Annotated in this window: 24 protein-coding genes and 1 tRNA gene; 22 read left to right on the forward strand and 3 right to left on the reverse strand. The window is 73.9% G+C overall.

Features of this window, described 5'->3' with window-relative positions:
• Positions 1–50 precede the first annotated feature (50 nt).
• The 15 genes from IEW07_RS00660 to IEW07_RS00730 all read left to right on the forward strand — a co-directional run bounded on the left by IEW07_RS00660 (position 51) and on the right by IEW07_RS00730 (position 17,987).
• On the forward strand, positions 51–1,157 hold the full coding sequence (locus tag IEW07_RS00660; RefSeq protein ID WP_188533905.1) for a BMP family lipoprotein: 1,107 nt from the start codon (positions 51–53) through the stop codon (positions 1,155–1,157).
• A gap of 118 nt (positions 1,158–1,275) precedes the next feature.
• Positions 1,276–2,892, forward strand: coding sequence for an ABC transporter ATP-binding protein (locus IEW07_RS00665; protein WP_188533906.1), 1,617 nt, complete (start codon positions 1,276–1,278; stop codon positions 2,890–2,892).
• Positions 2,889–4,136: an ABC transporter permease gene (locus IEW07_RS00670; protein ID WP_188533907.1), complete on the forward strand. Its 1,248-nt coding sequence runs from the start codon at positions 2,889–2,891 to the stop codon at positions 4,134–4,136. The genes IEW07_RS00665 and IEW07_RS00670 overlap by 4 nt, the downstream gene beginning before the upstream one ends.
• A complete protein-coding gene (locus IEW07_RS00675) occupies positions 4,133–5,497 on the forward strand; it encodes an ABC transporter permease (protein ID WP_188533908.1) in 1,365 nt (454 codons plus the stop codon). Before IEW07_RS00670 ends, IEW07_RS00675 begins: the two co-directional genes overlap by 4 nt.
• A 7-nt stretch (positions 5,498–5,504) precedes the next feature.
• A complete protein-coding gene (locus tag IEW07_RS00680; protein ID WP_188533909.1) occupies positions 5,505–5,915 on the forward strand; it encodes a cytidine deaminase in 411 nt (136 codons plus the stop codon).
• A 120-nt stretch (positions 5,916–6,035) separates the two neighbouring features.
• Positions 6,036–7,355, forward strand: a complete 1,320-nt coding sequence (locus IEW07_RS00685) for a thymidine phosphorylase (RefSeq protein ID WP_188533910.1) — start codon at positions 6,036–6,038, stop codon at positions 7,353–7,355.
• Positions 7,356–7,454: 99 nt separating this feature from the next.
• Positions 7,455–9,074, forward strand: a complete 1,620-nt coding sequence (locus tag IEW07_RS00690; protein WP_188533911.1) for a hypothetical protein — start codon at positions 7,455–7,457, stop codon at positions 9,072–9,074.
• Positions 9,075–9,096: 22 nt separating this feature from the next.
• Positions 9,097–10,221, forward strand: coding sequence for an adenosine deaminase (locus IEW07_RS00695; protein WP_188534174.1), 1,125 nt, complete (start codon positions 9,097–9,099; stop codon positions 10,219–10,221).
• Positions 10,218–10,952, forward strand: a complete 735-nt coding sequence (locus IEW07_RS00700) for a nucleoside triphosphate pyrophosphohydrolase (protein WP_188533912.1) — start codon at positions 10,218–10,220, stop codon at positions 10,950–10,952. Before IEW07_RS00695 ends, IEW07_RS00700 begins: the two co-directional genes overlap by 4 nt.
• A gap of 182 nt (positions 10,953–11,134) precedes the next feature.
• A complete protein-coding gene (gene eno / locus IEW07_RS00705; RefSeq protein WP_188533913.1) occupies positions 11,135–12,418 on the forward strand; it encodes a phosphopyruvate hydratase in 1,284 nt (427 codons plus the stop codon).
• Positions 12,419–12,652: 234 nt separating this feature from the next.
• The gene (locus IEW07_RS00710; RefSeq protein WP_188533914.1) at positions 12,653–13,399 is read left to right on the forward strand and encodes a septum formation initiator family protein; all 747 of its coding nucleotides are present in this window, start codon (positions 12,653–12,655) and stop codon (positions 13,397–13,399) included.
• A gap of 89 nt (positions 13,400–13,488) precedes the next feature.
• Positions 13,489–14,028, forward strand: coding sequence for a DUF501 domain-containing protein (locus tag IEW07_RS00715; RefSeq protein WP_188534175.1), 540 nt, complete (start codon positions 13,489–13,491; stop codon positions 14,026–14,028).
• 36 nt (positions 14,029–14,064) lie between these two features.
• Entirely contained in the window at positions 14,065–15,015 is a 951-nt protein-coding gene (locus tag IEW07_RS00720) for a Ppx/GppA phosphatase family protein (protein WP_188533915.1), read from the forward strand.
• A 37-nt stretch (positions 15,016–15,052) separates the two neighbouring features.
• Positions 15,053–16,501 (forward strand): S8 family serine peptidase, encoded by a 1,449-nt coding sequence (locus tag IEW07_RS00725; RefSeq protein WP_188533916.1) that lies wholly within the window; start codon positions 15,053–15,055, stop codon positions 16,499–16,501.
• Between the two features lie 76 nt (positions 16,502–16,577).
• Positions 16,578–17,987 (forward strand): NAD(P)/FAD-dependent oxidoreductase, encoded by a 1,410-nt coding sequence (locus tag IEW07_RS00730; RefSeq protein WP_188533917.1) that lies wholly within the window; start codon positions 16,578–16,580, stop codon positions 17,985–17,987.
• Positions 17,988–18,098: 111 nt separating this feature from the next.
• Here IEW07_RS00730 and IEW07_RS00735 read toward each other — a convergent pair whose 3' ends face one another.
• Positions 18,099–18,365 (reverse strand): hypothetical protein, encoded by a 267-nt coding sequence (locus IEW07_RS00735; RefSeq protein ID WP_188533918.1) that lies wholly within the window; start codon positions 18,363–18,365, stop codon positions 18,099–18,101.
• 280 nt (positions 18,366–18,645) lie between these two features.
• Here IEW07_RS00735 and IEW07_RS00740 point away from each other — a divergent pair.
• Positions 18,646–18,719: transfer RNA gene (locus tag IEW07_RS00740), tRNA-Leu, on the forward strand.
• 136 nt (positions 18,720–18,855) lie between these two features.
• On the opposite strand, the gene IEW07_RS00745 is transcribed toward IEW07_RS00740, so the two are convergent.
• Entirely contained in the window at positions 18,856–19,794 is a 939-nt protein-coding gene (locus IEW07_RS00745; protein ID WP_188533919.1) for a glycerophosphodiester phosphodiesterase family protein, read from the reverse strand.
• A gap of 508 nt (positions 19,795–20,302) precedes the next feature.
• Here IEW07_RS00745 and IEW07_RS00750 point away from each other — a divergent pair.
• A complete protein-coding gene (locus IEW07_RS00750; RefSeq protein WP_188533920.1) occupies positions 20,303–20,665 on the forward strand; it encodes a SpoIIAA family protein in 363 nt (120 codons plus the stop codon).
• A 56-nt stretch (positions 20,666–20,721) separates the two neighbouring features.
• On the opposite strand, the gene IEW07_RS00755 is transcribed toward IEW07_RS00750, so the two are convergent.
• Entirely contained in the window at positions 20,722–20,934 is a 213-nt protein-coding gene (locus IEW07_RS00755) for a hypothetical protein (protein WP_188533921.1), read from the reverse strand.
• 268 nt (positions 20,935–21,202) lie between these two features.
• On the opposite strand from IEW07_RS00755, the gene IEW07_RS00760 reads away from it, so the two are divergent.
• The 5 genes from IEW07_RS00760 (at position 21,203) to IEW07_RS00780 (ending at position 23,978) form a co-directional block, all read left to right on the forward strand.
• The gene (locus IEW07_RS00760; RefSeq protein WP_188533922.1) at positions 21,203–21,487 is read left to right on the forward strand and encodes a hypothetical protein; all 285 of its coding nucleotides are present in this window, start codon (positions 21,203–21,205) and stop codon (positions 21,485–21,487) included.
• A 22-nt stretch (positions 21,488–21,509) separates the two neighbouring features.
• Entirely contained in the window at positions 21,510–21,704 is a 195-nt protein-coding gene (locus IEW07_RS00765) for a hypothetical protein (protein ID WP_188533923.1), read from the forward strand.
• A 356-nt stretch (positions 21,705–22,060) separates the two neighbouring features.
• Positions 22,061–22,627 carry a hypothetical protein gene (locus IEW07_RS00770; protein WP_188533924.1) on the forward strand — a complete coding sequence of 189 codons (567 nt, stop codon included), beginning with the start codon at positions 22,061–22,063 and terminating at the stop codon, positions 22,625–22,627.
• A 211-nt stretch (positions 22,628–22,838) separates the two neighbouring features.
• Positions 22,839–23,324, forward strand: coding sequence for a hypothetical protein (locus IEW07_RS00775; protein WP_188533925.1), 486 nt, complete (start codon positions 22,839–22,841; stop codon positions 23,322–23,324).
• An 87-nt stretch (positions 23,325–23,411) separates the two neighbouring features.
• Positions 23,412–23,978: a potassium channel family protein gene (locus IEW07_RS00780; protein ID WP_188533926.1), complete on the forward strand. Its 567-nt coding sequence runs from the start codon at positions 23,412–23,414 to the stop codon at positions 23,976–23,978.
• Positions 23,979–23,995: the final 17 nt, after the last annotated feature.

Below are 23,995 nucleotides of genomic sequence, written 5' to 3' on the forward strand. Positions count from 1 at the left end.
GGACGGGACCCGTTGCCCGCCGCCGGGTCACGCCTGTCACTGGAGGAACCATGACCTTTGCACCCCGGACGTCCCGCGGATCCCGCGCCCTCTCCGCCGCCGCGCTGCTCGGCGCCTCGACCCTCGTCCTCGCCGGCTGCGGCGCCGCCCCCGAGGAGGGCGGCGAAGCCACCGCCGAGGCCACCGACTTCGCCGGGTGCATCGTCTCCGACTCGGGCGGGTTCCAGGACCGGTCCTTCAACCAGAACTCCTACGAGGGCCTCCAGGCCGCCGCCGAGAGCACCGGCATCGAGGTCAAGCAGGCCGAGTCCCAGGCCGAGACGGACTTCGAGCCCAACCTCAACTCCATGGTCCAGTCCGGCTGCGACCTCACCATCTCCGTGGGCTTCCTGCTCGCCGACGCCACCAAGACCGTGGCCGAGGCCAACCCGGAGGCCAGGTTCGCCATCGTCGACGACTCCTCCATCGAGCTCGACAACGTCAAGCCGCTCGTCTACAACACGGCCGAGGCCGCGTTCCTGGCCGGCTACGTGGCCGCCGGCGCCACCGAGACCGGGAAGGTCGCCACCTACGGCGGCATGGACATCCCCACCGTCACCGTGTTCATGGACGGCTTCGCCGACGGCATCGACCACTACAACCAGGTCAAGGGCGCGAACGTCGAGCTGCTCGGGTGGAACAAGGACTCGCAGGACGGCACCTTCGTCAACAGCTTCACCGACACCTCGGCCGCGAAGACCACCACCCAGAACTTCATCAACGAGGGCGCGGACATCGTCATGCCGGTCGCCGGCCAGGCCGCCCTCGGCACCCTGGACGCCGTGGTCGCCGCCAACGACGGCGGCAACGAGGTGCGCTTCGTGTGGGTCGACGCCGACGGCTACGAGACCCTGGACCAGGGCAAGGAGTACCAGCTGACGTCGGTGCTCAAGCAGATGAGCACCTCCGTGCAGGACGTCGTCGAGACGGCCGCCGCGGGCGAGTTCGACAGCACCCCGTACGTCGGCACCCTCGAGAACGACGGCGTCGGCATCGCCCCGTTCCACGACCAGGAGGAGGCCGTGGGGGAGGAGCTCGCCGGAGAGGTCGAGCAGCTCCGGCAGGAGATCATCGACGGCACGGTCGTCGTCGAGTCCGAGAACTCGCCGCAGGCCTGATCCCGGACGCCCGCGACCACCGCACCCACCGCCGCCAGCGACGACCCCGGCCGCCGCTGGCGGCGGTGGCGTGCCCGCCCGGAGCCGGCGCACGGCCCAGGAGGAGGACCCACCGACCATGAGACTGGAACTGCAGTCCATCACGAAGCGATTCGGCTCCTTCACGGCCAACGAGGACATCGACCTCGTCGTGGAGCCCGGGCAGATCCACTGCCTGCTCGGTGAGAACGGGGCCGGCAAGTCGACCCTGATGAACGTCCTGTACGGGCTCTACCGGCCCACCGAGGGGCGCATCCTGGTCGACGGCTCCGAGGTGTCCTTCAAGGGCCCCGGGGACGCCATGGCCGCCGGGATCGGCATGGTCCACCAGCACTTCATGCTGGTGCCCGTGTTCACGGTCGCGGAGAACGTGGCCCTCGGCGCGGAGAGCACCCGCGGCGGCGCCCTGGACCTCGAGACCACCCGGCGCCGGATCCGCGAGATCTCCCACCGCTACGGCTTCCACGTGGACCCGGACGCGGTCGTCGAGGACCTGCCCGTGGGCGTCCAGCAGCGCGTCGAGATCATCAAGGCCCTCGTGCGGGAGGCGGAGGTGCTCATCCTCGACGAGCCCACGGCGGTGCTCACCCCCAAGGAGACCGACGAGCTGCTGCGCATCATGCGCGAGCTGCGGGAGTCCGGGAAGTCCATCCTCTTCATCTCCCACAAGCTGCGCGAGGTCAAGGAGGTCTCCGACGTCATCACGGTGATCCGCCGCGGCCGCGTGGTGGGGCAGACCTCGCCGGAGGCGTCGACCTCCGAGCTCGCGGCCCTCATGGTCGGGCGCGACGTGTCCCTCACGGTCGCCAAGGACGAGGCGGAGCCGGGGGAGTGCGCCCTGGACGTCTCCGGGCTGACCGTGGTCGGGGACAACGGCGTGAAGCTGCTCGACGACGTGTCCTTCCAGGTGGCCCGCGGCGAGATCCTCGCCGTCGCCGGGGTGCAGGGCAACGGCCAGACGGAGCTCGCCGAGGCGATCCTCGGCCTGCGGGAGCGGGCCACCGGCTCGGTGCGCCTCGCCGGGAAGGAGCTGCTCGGCCGGTCCGTGCGCCAGGTGCTGGACGCCGGGGTCGGCTTCGTCCCCGAGGACCGTTCCACGGACGGGCTCGTCGGCCCCTTCACCGTGTCCGAGAACCTCGTCCTGGACCTCTACGGCGACGACCGCTTCTCCCGCGGGCCGTCCCTGCGGCGGGGCGAGATCGCGGCCAACGCCCGCCGCGCCGTGGAGCAGTTCGACGTCCGCACCCCGTCGATCGACGCCCCGGTGCAGACCCTCTCCGGCGGCAACCAGCAGAAGGTCGTCATCGCCCGCGAGCTGTCCCGCCCCCTGGAGCTGCTGGTCGCCTCCCAGCCGACCCGCGGAGTGGACGTGGGCTCCATCGAGTTCATCCACGAGCAGATCGTGGCCGAGCGGGACAAGGGCGTGCCGGTCCTCATCGTCTCCACCGAGCTCGACGAGGTCTACGCGCTCGCCGACCGCATCGCGGTGTTCTTCCACGGCCGCATCATGGGGGTCGTGGGCCCCGGCACCCCGCGCGACGTGCTCGGCCAGATGATGGCCGGCGCCACCGCCGAGGAGGTGCTCGGAGGGGCCCAGCGGCACGGGCACCCCCACGGGACCGGCCACGGCGCCACCGACCCGCAGGACCCGAACCCGCAGGACCCGAACCCGCAGGACACGAAGGAGCAGGCATGAGCGCCACCGACGCCGCCCCCGCGGCCCCCGGCCGGCAGGCGGCACCGCCGCCCACGGCCACCACGCCCGGCGCCGCCCGGCGCACCTGGACGGGCTCGGCGCTCCAGTCCGTGCTCGCGATCGTCGCCGCGCTCGTGCTCGGCGGGCTGCTCATCGCGCTGACCGACGACCGCGTCGTCGAGACCGCGGGCTACTTCTTCGCCCGGCCCGGGGACATGGTCTCCGCCATGTGGGCCGCCGCCTCCTCCGCCTACGAGGCCATGTTCTACGGGGCCGTGTACAACCCGAACGGCAACACGCTCGGGCAGCGGGTCTACCCGCTCACGGAGACCCTCACGGTGGCCACCCCCCTGATCCTGGCCGGCCTCGGCGTGGCCGTGGCCTTCCAGGCGGGACTGTTCAACATCGGCGCCCAGGGCCAGCTGCTCATCGGCGCCGCCCTGGCGGCGTACGTCGGCTTCGCGTGGGAGCTGCCCGTGGGCGTGCACCTGCTCGCCGTGATCGTGGCGGGCGCCCTCGGCGGCGCGCTGTGGGGAGCGGTCGTGGGCCTGTTGAAGGCCCGCACCGGCGCGCACGAGGTGATCCTGACGATCATGCTCAACTACATCGCGCTGAACCTCGTCGCCTACCTGCTGACCCGCCCGGCGTTCCTGCGGCCGGGCTCCTCGAACCCCGTCAGCCCCCAGCTCGCCGAGACCGCGATGTTCCCCAAGCTGCTGGGCGAGCAGTTCCGGCTGCACTGGGGCTTCGCCCTGGCGGTGCTCGCCACGGTGTTCGTGGCGTGGCTGCTCCAGCGCTCGACCGTGGGCTTCGAGCTGCGCGCCGTCGGCGCCAACCCCCGCGCCGCCCGGACCGCCGGCATCTCGGTGACCCGCGGCTTCGTCGTGGTCATGGTCCTCGCGGGCGCCCTGGCCGGCCTCGCCGGCGTGGCCCAGGTCGCCGGCACCGAGCGGGCGCTGACCGCCGGCGTCGCCGCGTCCTTCGGCTTCGACGCCATCACCGTGGCCCTGCTGGGCCGCTCCAAGCCGTGGGGGACGTTCTTCGCGGGTCTTCTCTATGGCGCGTTCCGCGCCGGGGGCGTCACGATGCAGTCCATGACCGGCACCAACATCGACATCGTGCTGGTTGTGCAGTCCCTCATCGTCCTGTTCATCGCCCTGCCGCCGCTGCTGAGGACCGGGCGGGACCGCGCCCGCTCCCGCCGCGGCCGGGGCTCCGCCGCCACCGAGGGGGTCCGGGCATGAGCTCGAAGCATCCGACACCGCGCCACGACCAGGCGCCCTGGGCCTCCGGCAGCACAGCGGCCGGGGTCGCGCCCCCGCCGTTCGAGAACGAGCTCTCCACGGCCGCGGCCAACGAGGTGGTGGGGGTGCGCAGCTGGCGCACCCCGGTGGTCCTCGCGCTGCTGAGCCTCGTGGCCCTGGCCCTGTTCGGGTTCAACGCCCCGGACAACAGGGTGGGCTTCCGCGTCTCGGAGGCGGGCGACCTCTTCCGCGTGCCCGACCTCGCCGTCCACGGCGTGGTCTGGGGCTGGCTCACCGTCGCCGTGCTCGTGGCGGTCACGGCGCTCGCCCTCCTGCGCGCCCGGGCCGGCGCGCACCTGCCCCGGTGGGCGGTGCTGCTCTTCGGCTTCTTCTTCGTCTCGGGCTTCCTCGTGTGGGTGGTGGGCAGCTCCCGGACCCCCGACGTGTCCCTGTCCGGGCTGCTGGCCGGGTCCGTGGCCCTGGCCATCCCGCTGATCTTCGGCTCGCTCGGCGGCCTGCTGTGCGAGCGCTCCGGGGTGGTCAACATCGCGATCGAGGGCCAGCTGCTGTTCGGCGCGTTCTCCGCCGCGGTCGCGGGCTCCCTCTCCGGCAGCGCCTGGGTGGGGCTGCTGGCCGCCGTCGTCGGTGCCGCCCTGGTCTCCCTCGTGCTGGCGGTCTTCTCGATCACCTACAAGGTCAACCAGGTGATCGTCGGCGTGGTGCTCAACGTGCTCGTCTCCGGCCTGACCGGGTTCCTCTTCGCCACCGTCCTGGAGCCCAACGCGAGCGTCTTCAACGCCCCGCCGCGGCTGCCCCGCTTCGCGGTGCCGGTGCTCTCGGAGATCCCGGTGCTCGGCCCGATCCTCTTCGACCAGTCCGTGATCGGCTACCTCATGTACGCCGTGGTGGCGCTCGTGTGGTTCGCCCTCTACCGGACCCGGTGGGGCCTGCGCACGCGCGCCGTGGGGGAGCACCCGAAGGCCGCCGACACCCTGGGGGTGAAGGTCAACGCCCTGCGCTTCCGCAACGTGCTGCTCGGCGGCGTCGTCGCCGGCCTCGGCGGGGCCTTCTACACCCTGGTCTCCGTCTCCGCGTTCACCCGGGACATGACCTCCGGCGCGGGCTACATCGCCCTCGCGGCCCTGATCTTCGGCCGGTGGAACCCGATCGGGGCGCTGCTCGCGTCCCTGCTGTTCGGCTTCGCGTCCAACCTGCAGTCGATCCTGTCCTTCCTTGGCACCCCGGTGCCCAGCCAGTTCCTGGCCATGCTCCCCTACGTCGTCACCATCCTGGCCGTCGCCGGCCTCGTGGGCTCCTCCCGCGGCCCGGCGGCCTCCGGCCAGCCCTACACCAAGGAGTGAGCCCCGCATGAGCGCAGCACCGACCCCTGCCCCCGGCGACGTCGACTGGGACCGGCTGCGGGAGGCGGCCGTGGCCGCCCGGGAGCACGCCTACGCCCCCTACTCCCGCTTCCCGGTGGGCGCCGCGGCGCTGACCGAGGACGGCCGGGTGGTCTCCGGGTGCAACGTGGAGAACGCCTCCTACGGCGTGACCCTGTGCGCGGAGTGCTCGCTCGTCTCCACCCTGCACATGTCCGGCGGGGGCCGGCTCGTCGCGTTCGTGTGCGTGGACGGCCAGGGGGACGTGCTCATGCCCTGCGGCCGCTGCCGCCAGCTGCTGCACGAGCACCGGGCCCCGGGCATGCGGCTGCTGACGGTCTCCGGGGTGCGCACCATGGCCGAGGTGCTGCCCGACGCCTTCGGCCCCCACAACCTCTAGCGCCGCCCACAACCTCCGGCGTCGCAGCCACGCCCGGCAGCGGCACCCCGGCCACCCGACCCGGCCACCCGACCCGGCCACCCGACCCGCCTCCTCGCCCCGCCCCTCGAAAGGACTCCCATGACCGAGCAGTTCGACGCCGTCGACGTCATCCGGACCAAGCGCGACGGCGGGGAGCTCTCGCCCGCGCAGATCGCGTGGGTCGTGGACGCCTACACCCGCGGGGCGGTGGCGGAGGAGCAGATGAGCGCGCTGGCCATGGCGGTCTTCCTGCGCGGCATGGGCCGCGAGGAGATCGCCCGCTGGACGGACGCCATGATCGCCTCGGGCGAGCGGATGGACTTCTCCTCCCTCGTCGGCTCCGGGGCGCGCTCGGCCACCGCGGACAAGCACTCCACCGGCGGCGTGGGGGACAAGATCACCCTGCCGCTGGCCCCCCTCGTGGCGGCCCACGGCGTGGCCGTCCCGCAGCTGTCCGGCCGCGGCCTGGGGCACACCGGGGGCACCCTGGACAAGCTCGAGTCCATCCCCGGGTGGCGCGCGGCGCTGTCCAACGAGGAGATGCTGGCCCAGCTGCGGGACGTGGGCGCGGTGATCTGCGCGGCCGGCTCCGGCCTGGCACCGGCGGACCGGAAGCTCTACGCGCTGCGGGACGTCACCGGCACGGTGGAGTCGATCCCGCTCATCGCGTCCTCGATCATGTCCAAGAAGATCGCCGAGGGCACCCAGTCCCTCGTGCTGGACGTCAAGGTGGGCTCGGGGGCGTTCATGAAGGACCTCGCCTCCGCCCGCGAGCTCGCCCGCACCATGGTCGACCTCGGCGCGGACGCCGGGGTGCGCACCAGCGCGCTGCTCACGGACATGTCCACGCCCCTGGGCCTCACGGTCGGCAACGCGGTCGAGGTGCAGGAGTCCGTGGACGTCCTCGCCGGCGGCGGTCCGGCCGACGTCGTGGAGCTCACGGTCGCGCTGGCCGCGGAGATGCTCGAGGCCTCCGGGATCACCGGCGTCGACCCCGCCGACGCGCTGCGCGACGGCCGGGCCATGGACGTGTGGCGGGCCATGATCGCCGCCCAGGGCGGCGACCCCGACGCCCCGCTGCCGCGGGCCCGCGAGTCCGAGACCGTCGTGGCCGGGGCCGACGGCGTGCTCGCGGAGCTCGACGCCTACAGGGTCGGCCTGGCGTCGTGGCGGCTCGGCGCGGGCCGCGCCCGCAAGGAGGACCCCGTCCAGGCGGGCGCCGGCGTCGTCCTGCACGCCAAGCCGGGGGACCGCGTCCGCGCGGGCGCGCCGCTGCTCACGCTGCTCACCGACACCCCGGAGCGCTTCGCCCGGGCGCGCGAGGCGCTCGAGGGCGCCGTCGTCGTCGCCCGGGAGCACGGCGGCCGGCCGGAGCCGGCGTCCGGAGGGCGCGGCGTGGTCCTGGAGACCGTCCGCTGACCGGCGGCGGCCCCTCGCGGGGCCGCGCCTATACTGCGGGAAGCATCAACCGATACGACGACCGAGGGCGATCGCACGCGCTCAGAAGGGTGGGTCCACGTGGGTCTGCGAGGCTTTTTCCGGAAGAACACGGCCGAGGAGGCAGCGGGGCGCGAGCCGGAGCACCAGGCCGGTCCGCCCGCCGGGCAGCACGTCGAGGGGCGGGCCGGGCAGCAGCCGGCCGGCTCCGCGGAGCAGGGGGCAGGAGAGCCCCGGCCGCTGCCGGCGGAGGGCCCGCTGGCCGCGCTCGTGGACCGCCTGACCGCCCGGGGGGCCGACCGGGCGGTGCTCACGCTCGTGCAGCGCGGCAACACCATGAGCCACCAGACGGAGCAGTCCTCGGGCGACGCCGCCCCGGCCGTCGAGTCCGGCACCGTGGACCAGGACTCCCCGCTCTTCGACCCGGTGGCCGACCTCTACAGCCAGGCCATGACGTCCCCCCGGGGCGCCTGGCACACCGCGCGCCTCGAGGTGGGCCCGGAGCACGACGGGGCCCGTCCCGTCGTGACGACCTTCGGCTACGCCGACGGCACGGAGGCCGTGGAGACCTGGCGGTCGGGCCGCCCCGGCTCCGCCGCGGGGGCCCACGGCCCCGCCCGCGACACCACCCAGGACACCGCCCACGACACCGCCCACGACACCGCCGGGGAGGAGCTCCCGGACCGCGCCGCCGGCGAGGGGCCCGGGACCGTGACGTCCTCGACGCCGGTGCTCACCGGCGTCGAGGGGACCCCCGGGCAGGCCGCCGCCGGCCGGACCGAGCACGAGCACGGTCTTCCCGGGCAGGGCGCCCCCGAGCAGGGCGCCCCGGAGCAGGGCGCCCCGGTGCAGGACAGGGCGGGGCAGGGCTTCGGCGGGCACGGCTCCTCGGCGCTGGCCGCCGGGGCGGCGACCCCGGCCCCGGGGACCGGCCCCGCGCCCGACGAGGTCCCCGCCGCCCCGGAGACCGCTGAGCCGGCGCGCGGTGAGCGGGAGACCGCAGGGCCCGAGGGCCAGCGCGTCCCCGACCACGTCGACCACGAGGAGTGGCACGAGGACGTCGAGCCGCCCGCCCCCACGGGCGCGGCCGCCGCGACCGCCGCCGCGGTCGCGGCCGGCACCACCGGGGGCGACGACCACGACTCCTCCGCCCCCGAGACCGCGGTGTCCACCGACGTGTCGCCCTCCTACCGCGCCCCCGCCGGGCTCGCCGACCGTCCCTCGCAGGACAAGCTGGCCGACGGCAACCTCGTGCTGAAGGAGGCCGACGTCCTGCGCCGGCTCGCGGACGCCCAGCGGCGGCTGTTCGGGCAGGAGGGCACCGCGATGGACGTCTCCACCGTCCTGGTGCGCGTGCGCGCGCTCGGCACCTACTACGACGCCCTCACGCACGTGCGCAAGAACGGCTTCTGGGACCAGCGCCGGACCTTCGACCTCGTGCCCGAGGAGCTGCTGCACGTCCAGGAGTTCAAGGACGAGTCCTACGTGGAGGGCGCAGGCGCCCCGCTCGCCATGATGTTCCGCTTCCGCCCGGGCATCCCCCCGGAGGTGTCCTTCGACTACGCGGACGAGGAGGCCTTCGTGCGCTACGAGGAGCGGCTGCCCGCCCAGAACTACCTCGAGGAGCTGCGGATGTACCCCCGCACGGGCGCCAACATCCCGCAGCACATGAACGAGGCCCTGCAGGACTGGAACTACTGAGCCGGGAGAGGCCGACGCCGTGATGCTGTCCCCCGCCGAGCAGCTGCCCGCCCGCCTCCCGCGCGGGCTGCTGCGCGACCTGCCCAAGGTGTGCCTGCACGACCACCTCGACGGCGCCCTGCGCCCGGCCACCGTGGTGGAGCTCGCTGCCGCCGCGGGGCACCGCCTGCCCGTGGACGAGCCCGGGGCCCTGGGCCGGTGGATGCGCACGAGCGCCGGCTCCGGCTCGCTCGAGCGCTACCTCGAGACGTTCGAGCACACCGTCGCGGTGATGCAGACCCCGGAGGCCCTCGTGCGCTGCGCCCGGGAGTACGTCGAGGACCTGGTCGCCGACGGCGTGGTGCACGCCGAGGTGCGCTGGGCGCCCGAGCAGCACACCGCCGGCGGCCTGTCCATGGCCGAGGCCGTCGAGGCCGTGCGGCTCGGCCTCTCCGAGGGCGTGCTCGCCGCGGAGGACGCCGGGCACATCGTGTCCGTCACCCAGATCCTGTGCGCCATGCGCCAGGGGGACCGCTCCCTCGAGGTGGCCCGCCTGGTCGTGGACAACCGCGACCGCGGCGTGGTGGCCTTCGACCTCGCCGGCCCCGAGGACGGCTTCCCGCCGAGCCGCCACCGGGCCGCCCTGGAGCTGCTCGCGGACGAGCTGATCCCCGTCACCCTGCACGCGGGGGAGGCCGCGGGCGTCGCCTCGATCCGGGACGCGCTGGCCACCGGCCGCGCCCTGCGGCTGGGCCACGGTGTGCGGATCGCGGAGGACATCGACATCGACCTCGCGGGCGACGTCGCCGTCGTCGACCTCGGCCGCACCGCCCAGTGGGTGCGCGACCGGGGGATCGCCCTCGAGGTGTGCCCCACCTCCAACCTGCAGACCGGGGCGGTGGCCGCGTTCGGCGACCGCCCGGACCAGCACCCTGTGGACATGCTCTACCGCACCGGCTTCACGGTCACGATCTCCCCGGACAACCGGCTGATGAGCGGAACCACGGTCACGGACGAGCTCGCGCTGCTCGTGGTGCACTTCGGCTACGGCCTCGAGGACCTGGAGCGGCTGCAGCGCAACGCCGCCGAGGCCGCGTTCCTGCCGCTCGAGGACCGCAGCGCCCTCGACGGGCTGATCACCGAGGGCTTCGAGGGGCTGTACGCATGAGCCAGGGACACGGCACCGACGACGGACCGGTCGCGCTCGGCGTCCCGGAGCGCACCGGGCAGCGGTTCGCCGAGCTCGTGGCCGTCATGGACCGCCTGCGCTCCCCGGGAGGCTGCGCCTGGGACGCCCGGCAGACCCACGAGTCGCTCGTGCGCTACCTCGTGGAGGAGGCCTACGAGGTGGTCGAGGCCGTCGAGGCCGACGGCGGGCCCGCCGCCCACGCCGGCCTGCTGGTCGAGGAGCTCGGGGACGTCCTGCTGCAGGTCGTCTTCCACGCCCGGGTGGCGCAGGAGCGCCCCCGGGAGGAGGGCGGCTTCGACGTCGCCGACGTGCTGGAGGCGATCACCGCCAAGCTCGTGCGGCGGCACCCGCAGGTCTTCGGCCCCGGCGCCTCCGGCGACGTGGCGGGGGAGCAGACCCTCGACCAGCTGCACTCCCGCTGGGAGGACCTCAAGCAGGCGGAGAAGCCCGAGCGCACCGGTCCGTTCGACGGCATCCCGCCCCACCTGCCGGGCCTCGCGCTCGCGGAGAAGACGCTGGCCCGGGCCCGGAAGAACGGGCTCGAGCCCGCCGCGCCCGAGCCCGCCGCGCCCGGCGGTCCCCGCACCGAGGAGGAGCTGGGCGAGGCCCTGTTCGCCCTCGTGCGCGCCGGTTCGGCCCGCGGGCTCGACGCCGAGCGGGCGCTGCGGGGCGCCGTCCGCGCCTACGTCCGCGAGCACGACGGGGCCTGACCCCGTCACGGGCGGACGTCCACCGCGGCAACGGCCCGCCGAGTCGCTAGGCTGGGAGCGGCCGGGCGCATCCGGCCCCGTCGCGGCGGGCCGGGTCCCCCGGATCCCGTGGGCCCGGCACCCGTGACGCGCCCACCCCTGTGTTCCACCGATCGCACCACCACTCACGTCAGGAGCAATTCATGGCCATGATCACCGCAGTGCACGCCCGCCAGATCCTCGACTCCCGGGGCAACCCGACCGTGGAGGTCGAGGTGCTGCTGGAGGACGGCAGCTACGGACGGGCCGCCGTCCCGTCCGGCGCGTCGACCGGTGAGTTCGAGGCCGTCGAGCGCCGCGACGGCGACAAGAAGGTGTACCTCGGCAAGGGCGTGCTCGACGCCGTGAAGGCCGTCGACGAGGAGATCGCCGAGGCCGTGATCGGCCTGGACGCGACCGACCAGCGCCTGGTCGACCAGACGATGCTCGACCTCGACGGCACGGAGAACAAGGGCAACCTGGGCGCCAACGCGATCCTCGGGGTGTCCCTGGCCGTGGCCCGCGCCGCCGCGAACGCCTCCGACCTGGAGCTCTACAAGTACCTGGGCGGCCCCAACGCCCACGTCCTGCCGGTGCCCATGATGAACATCCTCAACGGCGGCTCCCACGCCGACTCCAACGTGGACATCCAGGAGTTCATGATCGCCCCCATCGGCGCGGCGACCTTCTCCGAGGCGCTGCGCACCGGGGTGGAGGTCTACCACTCCCTGAAGGCCGTGCTGCAGGAGCGCGGGCTGTCCACCGGCCTGGGCGACGAGGGCGGTTTCGCGCCGAACCTGGAGTCCAACCGCGCCGCCCTGGACCTGATCTCCGAGGCCATCGAGCGCGCCGGCTACGCCGTGGGCACCGACGTCGCGCTCGCCCTGGACGTCGCGTCCTCCGAGTTCCACGAGAACGGCGCCTACCAGTTCGAGGGCCGCTCCCGCACCGCCGCCGAGATGGCCACGTACTACGAGGAGCTCGTGCGGGACTACCCGCTCGTGTCCATCGAGGACCCGCTGGACGAGAACGACTGGGAGGGCTGGCAGGCGCTCACCGCGTCCGTGGGCACCAAGGTCCAGCTCGTGGGCGACGACCTGTTCGTCACCAACCCCGAGCGCCTGGCCCGCGGCATCAAGGAGGGCGCGGGCAACGCGCTGCTCGTGAAGGTGAACCAGATCGGCTCCCTCACCGAGACGTTCGACGCCATCTCCCTGGCCCAGCGCAACACGTTCTTCTGCATGATCTCCCACCGCTCGGGCGAGACCGAGGACACCACGATCGCCGACATCGCGGTGGCCACCAACGCGGGGCAGATCAAGACCGGCGCCCCGGCCCGGTCCGAGCGCGTGGCCAAGTACAACCAGCTGCTGCGCATCGAGGAGGAGCTCGGCGACGCCGCCCGCTACGCCGGGGCTGCCGCGTTCCCCCGCTACGTCGCGAAGTGACCCACTGCGGGGCGTCCCGCGCGGGGCGCCCCGCGGCGACGTGATCCAGCAGGACACCGTCCGCCGGGGGTGACCCGGGGCGGGCCGCACGGCGGGGCCGCACGGCGGGGCCGGCCCGCGCCGGCCCCGCCGTCGTCGTCGAAGCCCTCCCCGGGACGACCGGTCCGCGACCGGTCCGGCCGGGGGCTGGGGCTACACTGGTGCCCGTCCCCGTTCCCGCGCCGTGAGGTCCCCATGCCCGCTCCCCGCCCCCGCACCACGCGCCTGCTGCGCGGCCGGGACGACGCGCGGAGCCGCGAGGACCGTGCCCTGCGCCGGGGCGGCGGGTCCACCGCAGCGGGCGAGCCCACCCCGGCCCGGACCTTCAGCGGCCGGTTCCTGGCCCTGACGCTGGTGGCCGTGCTCATCGTGTTCCTCGCGGCGCCCACCACCAAGATCTTCCTCGAGCAGCGAGCCGAGATCGCCGCGCTCGAGTCCTCCATCGCGGACATGCAGGCGGAGCAGGACTCCCTGGAGCGCCAGGTGGAGCAGTGGTCGGACGAGACCTACGTGAAGCAGCAGGCCCGCGACCGGCTCCTGTACGTCATGCCGGGGGAGCGGTCCTACCTCGTGGTGGGCGCGGAGGAGATGGAGGGCGCCGTGGTGGACTCCTCGGCGGCCCAGGCCGAGGCCGAGAAGCCCGCGTGGGTCGACGCCCTGTGGGGCTCCGTCGTGGCCTCCGCCTACGCGGAGCCGGGGGAGGCCGACGGCGCCACGGACGGCGCGGCCGGCGACCAGGACGCGGAGCCCGCGGACGGCGCCGCGGGCACGGGGGAGACCGCGGTCCCGGAGACCGGCACGGAGCCCCAGGACACACCCCGGCCCGAGGACGCCGCCGGCACTGGCGCGCCCGAGGAGACCGGGAACGGCACGGGGAGCGAGACCCCCGGCGAGGCGCCGCAGGACGCGGCGACGGAGACCAGCGGCACGGCCGCGGAGTGAGGAACGGCGTGAACGATCAGCACGGACACGAGCAGCAGGAGCACGAGCAGCAGGAGCACGAGCACGGCGGCGGCCCGCGGGGCCTCGGCGTGACGGCGGCGACGGTCGAGGCGACCCCCCTGGACCTGCAGGTGCTCTCCCGCCAGCTCGGGCGCCCTGTCCGCGACGTCGTCGAGATCCCCGCCCGGTGCACGTGCGGCAACCCCCTCGTCGCCGCCACGGCGCCCCGGCTGGCCGGCGGCACGCCGTTCCCCACGGTCTTCTACCTGGCCCACCCCGTCATCACCTCCGCCGTGTCCCGGCTGGAGGCCGGCGGGCTGATGTACGAGATGACCGACCGGCTCGCCGCGGACGAGGACCTCGCGGCCGCGTACCGCGCCGCCCACGAGGACTACCTCGCCGAGCGCGCCCGGATCGGCGCGAAGGCCGGCACCGGCCTCGTCCCCGAGATCGAGGGCATCTCCGCCGGCGGCATGCCCGTGCGCGTCAAGTGCCTGCACGTGCTGGCCGGGCACGCCCTCGCGGCCGGCCGCGGCGTGAACCCGCTCGGGGACGAGACGCTCGACGCGATCGCCGAGTGGTGGACGCCCGGCGCCTGCTCGTGCGACCCCGCCTGGCGCGACGCCTGACCCCTGCCCCCCATCCCGTCTCCCCGAGGACTTGCCATGCGCGTAGGCGCCATCGACTGCGGCACCAACTCCATCCGACTGCTCATCGCCGACACCCGTGAGGAGGACGGGCGCACGGCGCTCGACGACGTCGTGCGCGAGATGCGCGTGGTCCGTCTCGGCCAGGGCGTGGACGCCACCGGCTGGCTCGCGGAGGCCGCCCTCGAGCGCACCTTCACCGCCGCCGAGGAGTACGCCCGGCTGCTGAAGAAGCACAAGGTGAAGAAGCTGCGCTTCGCGGCCACCAGCGCCACCCGCGACGCCGGCAACCGGCACGTCTTCCTGGAGGGGATCCGGAGCCGGCTCGACGTGACCCCCGAGGTGATCAGCGGCGACGAGGAGGCGGACCTGTCCTTCCTCGGGGCCTCCGCCGCCGTGCGCGGGAGCTCGCCCGAGGACCGCCTGCTCGTGGTCGACCTCGGCGGCGGCTCCACGGAGTTCGTGCTCGGCACCGCCGAGGGCGTGTGCGCCGAGCGCAGCGTGGACATCGGCTGCGTCCGCCTGACCGAGCGCCACCTCGGGTCCAACCCGCCCACCGAGCAGCAGCAGGCGGCCGTGCTCCGCGACGTCGACCACGCCGTGGACACCGTCCTGCAGACCGTGCCCCTGGCCGAGACCACCCGCCTCGTGGGCGTAGCCGGCACCATCACCACGGTCACGGCGCACGCCCTGGGCCTGCCCCGCTACGACCCGGAGGTGATCAACGGCACGGAGCTGCCCGCCGAGCGGATCGACCGGGCGTGCCGGGAGCTCACGGCCATGACCCGCGCGGAGCGGGCCGCGCTGCCCTACATGCACGAGGGCCGCGTGGACGTCATCGGCGGCGGCGCCCTGGTGTGGCGGCGGATCGTCGAGCGCGTGGGCGCGGCCACCGGCGGACGCGTGCACTCGGCGATCACCAGCGAACACGATATTTTGGACGGCATCGCGCTGTCCCAGCTCTGCTGACCGCTCCGCGGGCCGGCACCCCCACCCGGAAGGACCCATGACCTCCACCGCCGCACGCCGTCCCCGCCCCCGCCCGGCCGCCCCGCGGCGGTGGGGCGCGCTCGGCGCGGCCTCGGTCCTGGTCGGCGGCGCCCTGGTCCTGCCTGCGGCGGAGCCCGCCGAGGCCCGCCCCGCGGCGCCGGTCCCCGCGCCGAGCGTCCCCGTCGACGACCCCGTCACCGTGGCCCCGACGCCCCCGGACGGGGCCACCCCCGCCCCGGACACCTCCCGCATCGGGGCGGACGGGATCCGCGCCCAGCAGTACTGGCTCGACGAGTACCGGATCCGGGACGCCTGGAAGCAGTCAACCGGCAAGGGCGTGCGGATCGCCGTCATCGACACCGGCGTGGACGGCGCCCACCAGGACCTGGCGGGCGCCGTGGTCGGCGGCACCGACGTCTCCGGCGGCGGCGCCGCCGACGGGCAGCAGGGCCTCGGGGCGGAGCCCGAGCACGGCACCCTCGTGGCGTCCGTGGCCGCCGGCCGCGGCCACGTCCCCGAGGGCGGGAAGGACGACGACGCCCCGGGCGGGCCCGCCGGCATCGTGGGCGTGGCCCCCGACGCCGAGATCCTCGCGGTGTCCACCTGGCTGGGCAACGAGACCCCGGAGGTCCGCAGCGTCGACGAGCAGATCCCCGACGCCGTCCGGTGGGCCGTGGACAACGGCGCCGACATCATCAACATGTCGGTGGGCTCCAGTTCCACGTCCTGGCCGGAGAGCTGGGACGAGGCCTTCGTCTACGCCGAGGAGAAGGACGTGCTCGTCGTCGCCTCGGCCGGCAACCGCGGGTCGGGGCTCGTGCAGGTGGGCGCGCCCGCGACCATTCCGGGCGTCCTCACGGTCGGCGGCGTCGGGCGCAGCGGCGAGGCCAGCTGGGAGTCCTCCTCGCAGGGCATCTCCATCGCCGTGGCCGGCCCGTCCGAGGACATGGTCGGCGCCGTCCCGGGCGACCGCTACGCCACCTGGGCGGGGACCTCGGCGAGCGCGCCCGTCGTCGCGGGCGCCGCGGCCCTGATCAAGGCCAAGTGGCCGGAGATGAGCTCCGCCCAGGTCGCCAACCGCCTCGTCTCGACGGCGCGGGACACCGGCGAGCCGGGCAAGGACCCCCTCTACGGGTACGGGGTGCTCGACGTCGAGGCCGCGCTCACGGACGACGTCCCGGAGGTCGGGGCGAACCCCCTGGGCAGCGTGCGGGAGTGGGTGCGCGTGCACCGCCGGAGCGCCTCCGCGAGCCCCGCGCCGGCCGCCACGGCGAGCGCCGTCCCCGTCACGGAGGAGGTCGAGGCGGAGATCGCGCCGCCCGAGCCCGTGGCGCCCATCGACAGCACCGGGCTCCTCCCCGTGGTGGTGCTCACGGGCTTCGGCCTGCTCGTGCTCGGACTCACCGCCGGGGCGGCGGTGCACATCCGCCACATCGTCCGGGATCAGGCCGGCCGGACCCCCTGAGGCCCGCCGCAACACGCTGTTCCCGGGCCCGTCCTCGGGTCCTGCCGTCGTCAGCTTTCTGAGTAGACTCGGGGGCATGTCTTTCAATCAACTGGCTAAGGACCGGCCGCGCCTCCTGATCGTGGGCGGCGGTTACGTCGGATTCACCGTGGCGCAGGAACTGCAGAAGCGGATCAAGGACTCCGGCGGGGTCGTCACCGTGGTGGACCCCAACCCGTACATGATGTATCTCCCCTTCCTCCCGGAGGTCGCCGGCGGCAACATCTCCGCCCGCAGCGCGGTGGTGCCCCACCGCCAGCACCTCCCCGACTGCGAGATCGTCACGGGCCACGTGCTCGGCGTCGACCACGCCCAGCGGACCGCGACCGTCAAGGGCATCGACGAGGGCGAGACCTTCGAGCTGGCCTACGACGAGATCGTGGTGGCCGGCGGGTCCGTCACCCGGGCCTTCCCGATCGAGGGCCTCGCCGAGAACGGGATCGGCCTGAAGACCATCGAGGAGGCCGTCGCCGTGCGCAACTGGGTCCTCGAGCGCATCGAGGTCGCCTCCCTCACCGCCGACGAGGACGCGCGGCGCCGGGCCCTGACCTTCGTGGTCGTCGGCGGCGGCTACGCCGGCACCGAGACGATCGCCGAGATCGAGGACATGGCCCGCTCCGCCGTGGAGCGCAACGAGCGGCTCAGGGTCTCCGACCTGCGCTTCGTCCTCGTCGAGGCCATGGGGCGGATCATGCCCGAGGTCTCCGAGGACCGCGCGGAGAAGGTCGTCGCGCACCTGCGCAGCCGCGGCATCGAGGTGCTGCTCAACACGTCGCTGGACTCCGCGGTCGACAAGCACCTGAAGCTCATCAACATGCAGGACAAGTCCCCGGCGGGCGAGTTCGACACCGACACGCTCATCTGGACCGCGGGCGTGCAGGCGAACCCGCTCGTGAAGAGCACGGACTTCCCGCTCGACCAGCGCGGCCGCGTCCGCGCCGGGACCGACCTGCGCATCACCGGCGACGACGGCCCCCTCGAGGGCGCCTGGGCCGCCGGCGACGTCGCGGCCGTCCCGGACCTGACCGGCGGCGGCGTGGGCGGGTTCTGCGTCCCCAACGCCCAGCACGCGGTGCGCCAGGCCCACGTCATGGCCCGGAACATCATGGCCGCCCGCGCGGGCAAGCCGCTCGAGGACTACTACCACGAGAACCTCGGCGCGGTCGCGGGCCTCGGCCTCTACAAGGGCGTGGCCAGCATCAAGGGCCTGCCCGGCCTCCCGGAGAAGGGCATCGAGTTCTCTGGCTTCGCGGCGTGGGCCATGCACCGGCTCTACCACGGCTACGCGATCCCCACCCTGGACCGGAAGGCCCGGGTGTTCACCGAGTGGACCCTGAACATGGTCTTCGGCCGGGACACCACCACGCTGCGCCACGAGCGGGACCCGCGCACGCGGTTCCAGATCGCCGCGGGCAAGGCGCCGGCCCCTCGCAAGGCCAACCTCTGACCCGACCGGTCGCCCACCGGCCCGACCCCGCCCCGGGCACCCTCCCGCGGCGGGGTCGGGCCGTTCCGGCCTTATCGACCGGCGGTTGCAGGTCGTCCGTGGCAGGGCGCGTCACAGGGCCGCGCTGAGCGCCCACGTGGCCTCGGCCAGGACGGGCCAGACGAGCACCACGGCGCCCACGGCCCCGGCGGCCACGGCGCGGCGGCCGTGCCCGGCGAGGGCGCCGCGCGCGACGGCGGACCGTGGCCGGGTCCCGTGCGCGCGGCGCCAGTCGGAGAGCTCGAGGACGATCTGCGTCAGCGACCAGACCGCCGTGGCCACCGAGCAGGACAGCAGCAGGGCGCCCGTGAAGAGCAGGGTGCCGGACAGGTGGTCCACGGGTGTTCCCTCCGATGGTGCTCGTGGCCGGTGGGCTCGGCGCGGTGCGGGCCTCGTGCGAGCGGAGGGATCACGGGCCCCGGACAGGCGGGGGAGGTGTCGGGCAGGGAGTCCTCCCTGCGGGCGGTCTGTTCCTCCTCAGCATGTGTGCTCCGGCAAATCGTTGTCTGTCCGCACTGTTGGGGCGCGCGGCCCCGGCGGAGCCGGGCTCACGACCGGGCGGCGCCCCGGCCTGTAGTGTTCCTGAGACGAATGCCGTGACCGCGTGATCACGGCGTGCGCCCCCATAGCCCAATCGGCAGAGGCAGCGGACTTAAAATCCGCCTAGTCTGGGTTCGAGTCCCAGTGGGGGCACTTCTTCTACCACGGCATCGTGCACGATCAGGGCCCCCGATCCAGGGTGCAGGGGAGCCTCTTCCGCGGTGTGTCCGTCGTTCTGCTCGGAGAGGGCCGCGCTGCAACAGGGCCTGTTGACGGTCCCCGGCGCGGCTCAGGCCTCCCGGAGCACCCGGGAGAGCAGGTCCGGCCGGTCCGTCATGACGCCGTCCACGCCCCACTCGAGCAGGCGGCGCATGTCGTCCTCCCGGTCGACCGTCCACACGTCCACCCGGAGACCGGCCTGCTGGGCGGCCCGCAGCAGCCCGGGGGTGAGGACGCGCAGGCCCAGGATGGAGTCCGGCGGTTGCAGGCCCTGGAACGGGAGGGCGTGGTGGTCGTGCTGGCCCAGCAGGCACAGCAGCCGGAAGGCCGCGAACTCCGTGACGGCGGCCGCAGTGGGGACCGTCCCGCCCGAGACCTGGCGGAAGCGCCGGATCGAGGCCGTACGGTTCGTCGCCACGAGCGTGCGCCCCTGAGCTCCCGCCGCCTGGATGGTCCGCCAGACGATCTCCTCGGCCCCGGGGCGGTTGCCCTTGAGCTCGATCGCCACGCGGTGCTCGGGGAAGGCCTCGTAGACCTCCGCGAGCGTGGGAACGCGCACCCCGCGCCCCCGCCACGGGAAGGTATCGCCGTCGAGGGTGAAGGCGTGCCCGGCGTCCAGCCGCTGCAGGTCTGCGGTGGACATCAGCGCGACGGCTCCGGTCCCGTCCGTCGTGCGGTCCACCGTGAGGTCGTGCATCGACACGGCCGTGCCGTCGGCGGAGACCTGGACGTCGAGCTCCAGCACGACGTCGCCGAGGGCCTCGGCCGCACGGAACGCCTCGAGGGTGTTCTCGGGGGCGACCTCGGCGCCGCCCCGGTGGGCGAAAGTGGCCGGCCAGCCCGTGGGCACGGGAGCCTTCGGACCCGGTGACGGAGCGACCACGTGCCGGCCGAGGGCCGCGCCGACCGTGCTCGTGAGCAGGTTGCCGGCGAACGGAACGGCCGCGCGGAGCAGCGCCCGGGCACGGGCGGCGACGTCGGGGGGCGTGCCGTCCTGCTGAGTGGTCACCTGGGTCACGGGGGTCCTTCCGATCGGTGGGAGCGTCCGCACCCCGGGCGGTCACGCAGCGCGGACGCCCGGTGCGGAGTGCGGTCGCCCGCCCACACTACGGCCCGGCGGCACGGCTTCGCTCGCAGCGGAGGCAGTGGTCTGGATGGTCATGCCCGGACGGTGCGCGGCGGACTCCCTCGGGCACCGATCCCGTCCTGTCCCGGCCGGGGCGCTGCTCCGCGCACATGGGCCCCATGGACCACCCCACGTTCGGGACCTTCCCTGCCGCCTCTCTGCCGTTCATCCGTCGACCTGGTCGGCAGCAGGGGTGACCCGGGGGAAGTCCACGGAGGTGGCACGTCGTGCATTCGCAGGGAAGGGCTGGTCGTGGGGGCAGGACCTGAGCTCCGCTCAGTCCGGCTTCGAGTCCCAGGGGGACTGGAACAGGGGGGTGACGACGGCACCGGACACGCCTAGCGTGGAGTGCACGACCCGCGACGAACGCCGCCGAGCAGGGAGACCCATCATGCTGGAGACCACGGTGCAGCCCGGCACCAACATCGTCACCCTCGACTACCACGGCGGCCTCACCGTCGAGGACGAGCAGCGGATGCGCCAGGTGCTCGACGAGGTGCTCCGGAACCACGACAGCGTGCGGATGCTGGCGGTCATCGGTCCGGTCGACGTCTCGGCCGTCGAACCGAAGGCGGTCTGGATGGACCTGAAGGCCGCCGGGTACCTCAAGCGCGCGGACCGCCTGGCGGTCGTCTCCGACGGGGCCTGGGTGTCGAAGCTGGCCGAGTGGACGGCCGAGCTCGCCCACGTGTCCGTGCGGACCTTCCCGGCCGACCAGCGCACCTCCGCGCTGGCCTGGATCACCCAGCCCTGACCGCGGGCCGGCAGCAGCACCCGGCGTCATCGGCACCGGGTGCTGCTACCGGTTTCTCACGCCAGCGCGCTGAGCTGGCTCCACAGCAGCGGCAGGCCTCGGACGGTCAGGAACTGCTCGACGGTCGCGGTGGCCGGACCCGGCAGCTCGTCGGTCTCCTCCCACACGGAGTCGCACTCGTCGCAGACCTGGATGGACTCTCCGGTGGCGTTCACCCGGTAGCGGGCGATCACGCCCGCATCGCACATCGGGCACTCGTCGGGGTTCACGGCAGCTCCTTCCTCCACTCGTCCCGGCGCGGTGCCGGGGTCGTTCGACGGATCGACGAGGACCCCGCCGCACTGGTTCACCAGCGCTGTCGCGGAGTCCTCGTGGCATGGATTGTGCACCGGCAACCGGGCCGGACGGAAGAGCTCTGACGGGCAGCCGGCACCGGCTCGCCGGGCCGGCTGCACATCCGTGTCCCGCACAGGGGTGGCCGTTCCCCCTGCACACCACCTCGGCGGTACCGTGACCCCACGGCGGCGAGGACGTCGCGTGAACGCGGACAGGGTGTTCCTGGCCCACCCGGCGGCCCTTGCCCTCCTCTGCTTCGTGCCGGCCGTGCGACAGAAGCGCCGGCCCGAGAAGGCGTGGAACCCTTCGTCGGCCTGGCACGCCACTCTCGCGGTGGCCGGGATGCTGTTCGTGGTGCGCTGGTGGGTGGAGACCCACGGGGCCGATCGGACCAGCCACGACCGACGGGTCGCCCTCTTGGTGGTGGGGCTGTCGTTGTCCCCGACTCTGCCCGGGGTGCTGCTCGAGATGGCCGGCGCCCCATGAGCGCCCAGGAAGGAGACGGCCGGTGCCGATGTCGCTGAGATTCAACCTGCTTGCCCTGGCGGTGCTGTTCGCCGCGCTGCTGTTCATGGCCCGTGGCCTCGTCGAGGGCAAGGGGCGGATGCCACGGGGCCGGGACCGGCGGATCGCGGCAGCGCTGTTTCTCGTCCCGCCGGAACTGTTCTTCACCGCCGGGGCCCTGCTGATGGCAGGAGACTGAGGGCTCGAACGGAGCGGTCGCTGTCGAGGGAGGGCGGGCGGGCGCGGATCCACTGCGACTCCGCCCGGTGCCCTGTGGGCTCCTCCACAGGGGTCCGTCCGAAGCAGCCCAGCCTTCACCCCGCCGCACGACCTCCACGAGCTCCGGCCCGGGTCCGTCGTGCGTGCGTGCAGAATCTGGGAGAACCCTCAAAATGCCAAGCGTCCTTTTGATTCCTTTTCATGGGCATGGCACCGTGGAGAGCGTCGTCACGCAGACGGCTCCGCGTCTCCGACGAGACTGTGCCGGCGATCCCCCTGTCGCCGGTGCTGGAGACCGGACCACCAACCCAACCCCAAGAAGGAATGGTGAGAAGCATGAAGCTCGTCCACAAGACCATGACCGCCTCCGCGATCGCCGCCCTGTCCCTGGGCGCCGGCATGGGTGCCGCCAACGCCGCTCCCGAGTCCGAGGGCACCGACAGCTCCGTCGCCGCCGCCGCCCAGAGCAAGGCCGCAGGGGAGTCCAACCGCGAGGCCGCCCACGCCCACGCACCGGGCCTGCAGAAGGAGAAGCCGGTCGAGGAGGCCCCCGAGACCGAGGCCCCCGAGGTGGAGGAGCCGGAGGCACCCGAGGTCGAGGCGCCTGAGACCGAGACCCCTGACGGCACCGACGACGCCCCGGTGGCCGAGGAGCCGGTCGTTGACGAGCCTGTGACCGAGGAGCCGGTCGTTGACGGGCCTGTGACCGAGGAGCCGGTCGTTGACGAGCCGGTGACCGAGGAGCCCGTCGTCGAGGAGCCGGTCGTTGACGAGCCGGTGACCGAGGAGCCCGTCGTCGAGGAGCCCGTGACCGAGGAGCCGGTCGTTGGCGAGCCGGTGACCGAGGAGCCGGTCATCGACGAGCCCGTGGTCGAGGCCCCGGCCGAGCTGCCGGCCCCGTAGCACCCGTGCCTGCGTGACACCTCGTCCACCAGCAGGAGGTGTCCGCCGAGCACCCGTCCCCCTTTCCGGGTGCGCAGAAGCCCCCACGGCGTCGTGCCGCGGGGGCTTCTGGCTGGTCTGGGCTGCTCAGCCGTGGTGCTGACCGTCGGTCCTCGACGGGGAGGGGCGAGGACACGGACCACCGGCGGCCGATCCGGGGGAGACTGGTGGCATGAGCGAGCCGACCCCCGGTCCGGAGCAGGAACCGGGCGCCCAGCCAGGGCAGCCCACGCAGGTCCCGGGCCGCTTCCTCAAAAAGTCGAAGCTGTCCGCCCGCCGTCCGCACGTCCAGCGCCTGCGCGTCGTCCGCACCGGGGAGCGCGCCGCGGCTGTCCACATCGGCTGGCCCGAGAGCACCGGGCCCGTTCCCAGCGCCTCGGCCCTGTACGCCCAGGCGCTGGCGGTCGCCGAGGCCGCCCAGCGGGAGGACCACCTGCTGGAGACCGTGCCGTTGCAGGTCACCGTCCACGTCCACGCCCCCGATCCGCCGGCCGGCGGCGAGGGGGCGATGGAGGTCCTGCTCGACCTGTCCGACCTGCCGACCGTGCAGCTGGAGATGCACTTCCACGGGCTGGCGCCCACCACCGAGACCCTCGACTGGTTCCTCGACGCGCTCGTCTCCGCCTCCTGGGTGCTCGTGGAGACCATCGACGAATAGCCCGCACGCCCCGCACCCGTGGGCCCCACGACACCGCATCCCCCGTGCGCTCGCCGCACCGTCCCCCCCCCCGAGAGAGAACCGACCATGCCCGCCACCGCCACCGCCCTGACCCACGCCCGCCGCGTCTGGCCCGGCATCCGCCGCGAGGTGCTGCCGGCCCTGCTCCTCTTCTGGGCCAACCTCGCCGCGTGCGGGCTCGCCTTCGCCGCCCTGGAGCCCGACGACAACTGGCTGGTCGGCCTCTACTGGTCCTCCGTCACCGGGTCCACCACCGGGTTCGGGGACGTGCTGCCGTCGTCGGTTCCCTCGATGCTGCTGACGATGTACGCCATCGCGTCCTCGTGGGTGCTGAACCTCGTGGTCGCCACGCTGCTGATCAAGAACGTGATCCCGGAGCCGCACCTGTTCACCGACGCCGAGCAGCGCCACGGCCAGGCCCACGACGCGGTGCAGACCGCTCACGCCCGCTACCAGACCGCGATGCTCGAGGAGCTCTGCGGCGACGCGCTCGGCAAGGACCCGCGCGGCCGGGACGCCTACCGCGAGCTCCAGCAGGTGGAGCGCCGGCTGCGGGACGCCCAGCTCGCCCTCCGCCACGAACAGTCCGAGCGCGGAGAGGCACCCACCGTCCCGCACCTGCGCCGCAGGTAGGGCCCGGCGCCCCCTCT

The sequence above is a fragment of the Kocuria dechangensis genome (assembly GCF_014636775.1).
GTDB lineage: Bacteria > Actinomycetota > Actinomycetes > Actinomycetales > Micrococcaceae > Kocuria > Kocuria dechangensis.

Excerpts from the sequence above, each read along its gene's own strand:
- IEW07_RS00685 (WP_188533910.1), top strand. The coding sequence starts at position 6,036 with ATGACCGAGCAGTTCGACGCCGTCGACGTCATCCGGACCAAGCGCGAC.
- IEW07_RS00730 (WP_188533917.1), top strand. The coding sequence starts at position 16,578 with ATGTCTTTCAATCAACTGGCTAAGGACCGGCCGCGCCTCCTGATCGTG.
- IEW07_RS00695 (WP_188534174.1), top strand. The coding sequence starts at position 9,097 with ATGCTGTCCCCCGCCGAGCAGCTGCCCGCCCGCCTCCCGCGCGGGCTG.
- IEW07_RS00710 (WP_188533914.1), top strand. The coding sequence starts at position 12,653 with ATGCCCGCTCCCCGCCCCCGCACCACGCGCCTGCTGCGCGGCCGGGAC.
- IEW07_RS00775 (WP_188533925.1), top strand. The coding sequence starts at position 22,839 with ATGAGCGAGCCGACCCCCGGTCCGGAGCAGGAACCGGGCGCCCAGCCA.
- IEW07_RS00720 (WP_188533915.1), top strand. The coding sequence starts at position 14,065 with ATGCGCGTAGGCGCCATCGACTGCGGCACCAACTCCATCCGACTGCTC.
- IEW07_RS00725 (WP_188533916.1), top strand. The coding sequence starts at position 15,053 with ATGACCTCCACCGCCGCACGCCGTCCCCGCCCCCGCCCGGCCGCCCCG.
- IEW07_RS00770 (WP_188533924.1), top strand. The coding sequence starts at position 22,061 with ATGAAGCTCGTCCACAAGACCATGACCGCCTCCGCGATCGCCGCCCTG.
- IEW07_RS00665 (WP_188533906.1), top strand. The coding sequence starts at position 1,276 with ATGAGACTGGAACTGCAGTCCATCACGAAGCGATTCGGCTCCTTCACG.
- IEW07_RS00670 (WP_188533907.1), top strand. The coding sequence starts at position 2,889 with ATGAGCGCCACCGACGCCGCCCCCGCGGCCCCCGGCCGGCAGGCGGCA.
- IEW07_RS00700 (WP_188533912.1), top strand. The coding sequence starts at position 10,218 with ATGAGCCAGGGACACGGCACCGACGACGGACCGGTCGCGCTCGGCGTC.
- eno (WP_188533913.1), top strand. The coding sequence starts at position 11,135 with ATGGCCATGATCACCGCAGTGCACGCCCGCCAGATCCTCGACTCCCGG.
- IEW07_RS00780 (WP_188533926.1), top strand. The coding sequence starts at position 23,412 with ATGCCCGCCACCGCCACCGCCCTGACCCACGCCCGCCGCGTCTGGCCC.
- IEW07_RS00680 (WP_188533909.1), top strand. The coding sequence starts at position 5,505 with ATGAGCGCAGCACCGACCCCTGCCCCCGGCGACGTCGACTGGGACCGG.
- IEW07_RS00750 (WP_188533920.1), top strand. The coding sequence starts at position 20,303 with ATGCTGGAGACCACGGTGCAGCCCGGCACCAACATCGTCACCCTCGAC.
- IEW07_RS00675 (WP_188533908.1), top strand. The coding sequence starts at position 4,133 with ATGAGCTCGAAGCATCCGACACCGCGCCACGACCAGGCGCCCTGGGCC.
- IEW07_RS00660 (WP_188533905.1), top strand. The coding sequence starts at position 51 with ATGACCTTTGCACCCCGGACGTCCCGCGGATCCCGCGCCCTCTCCGCC.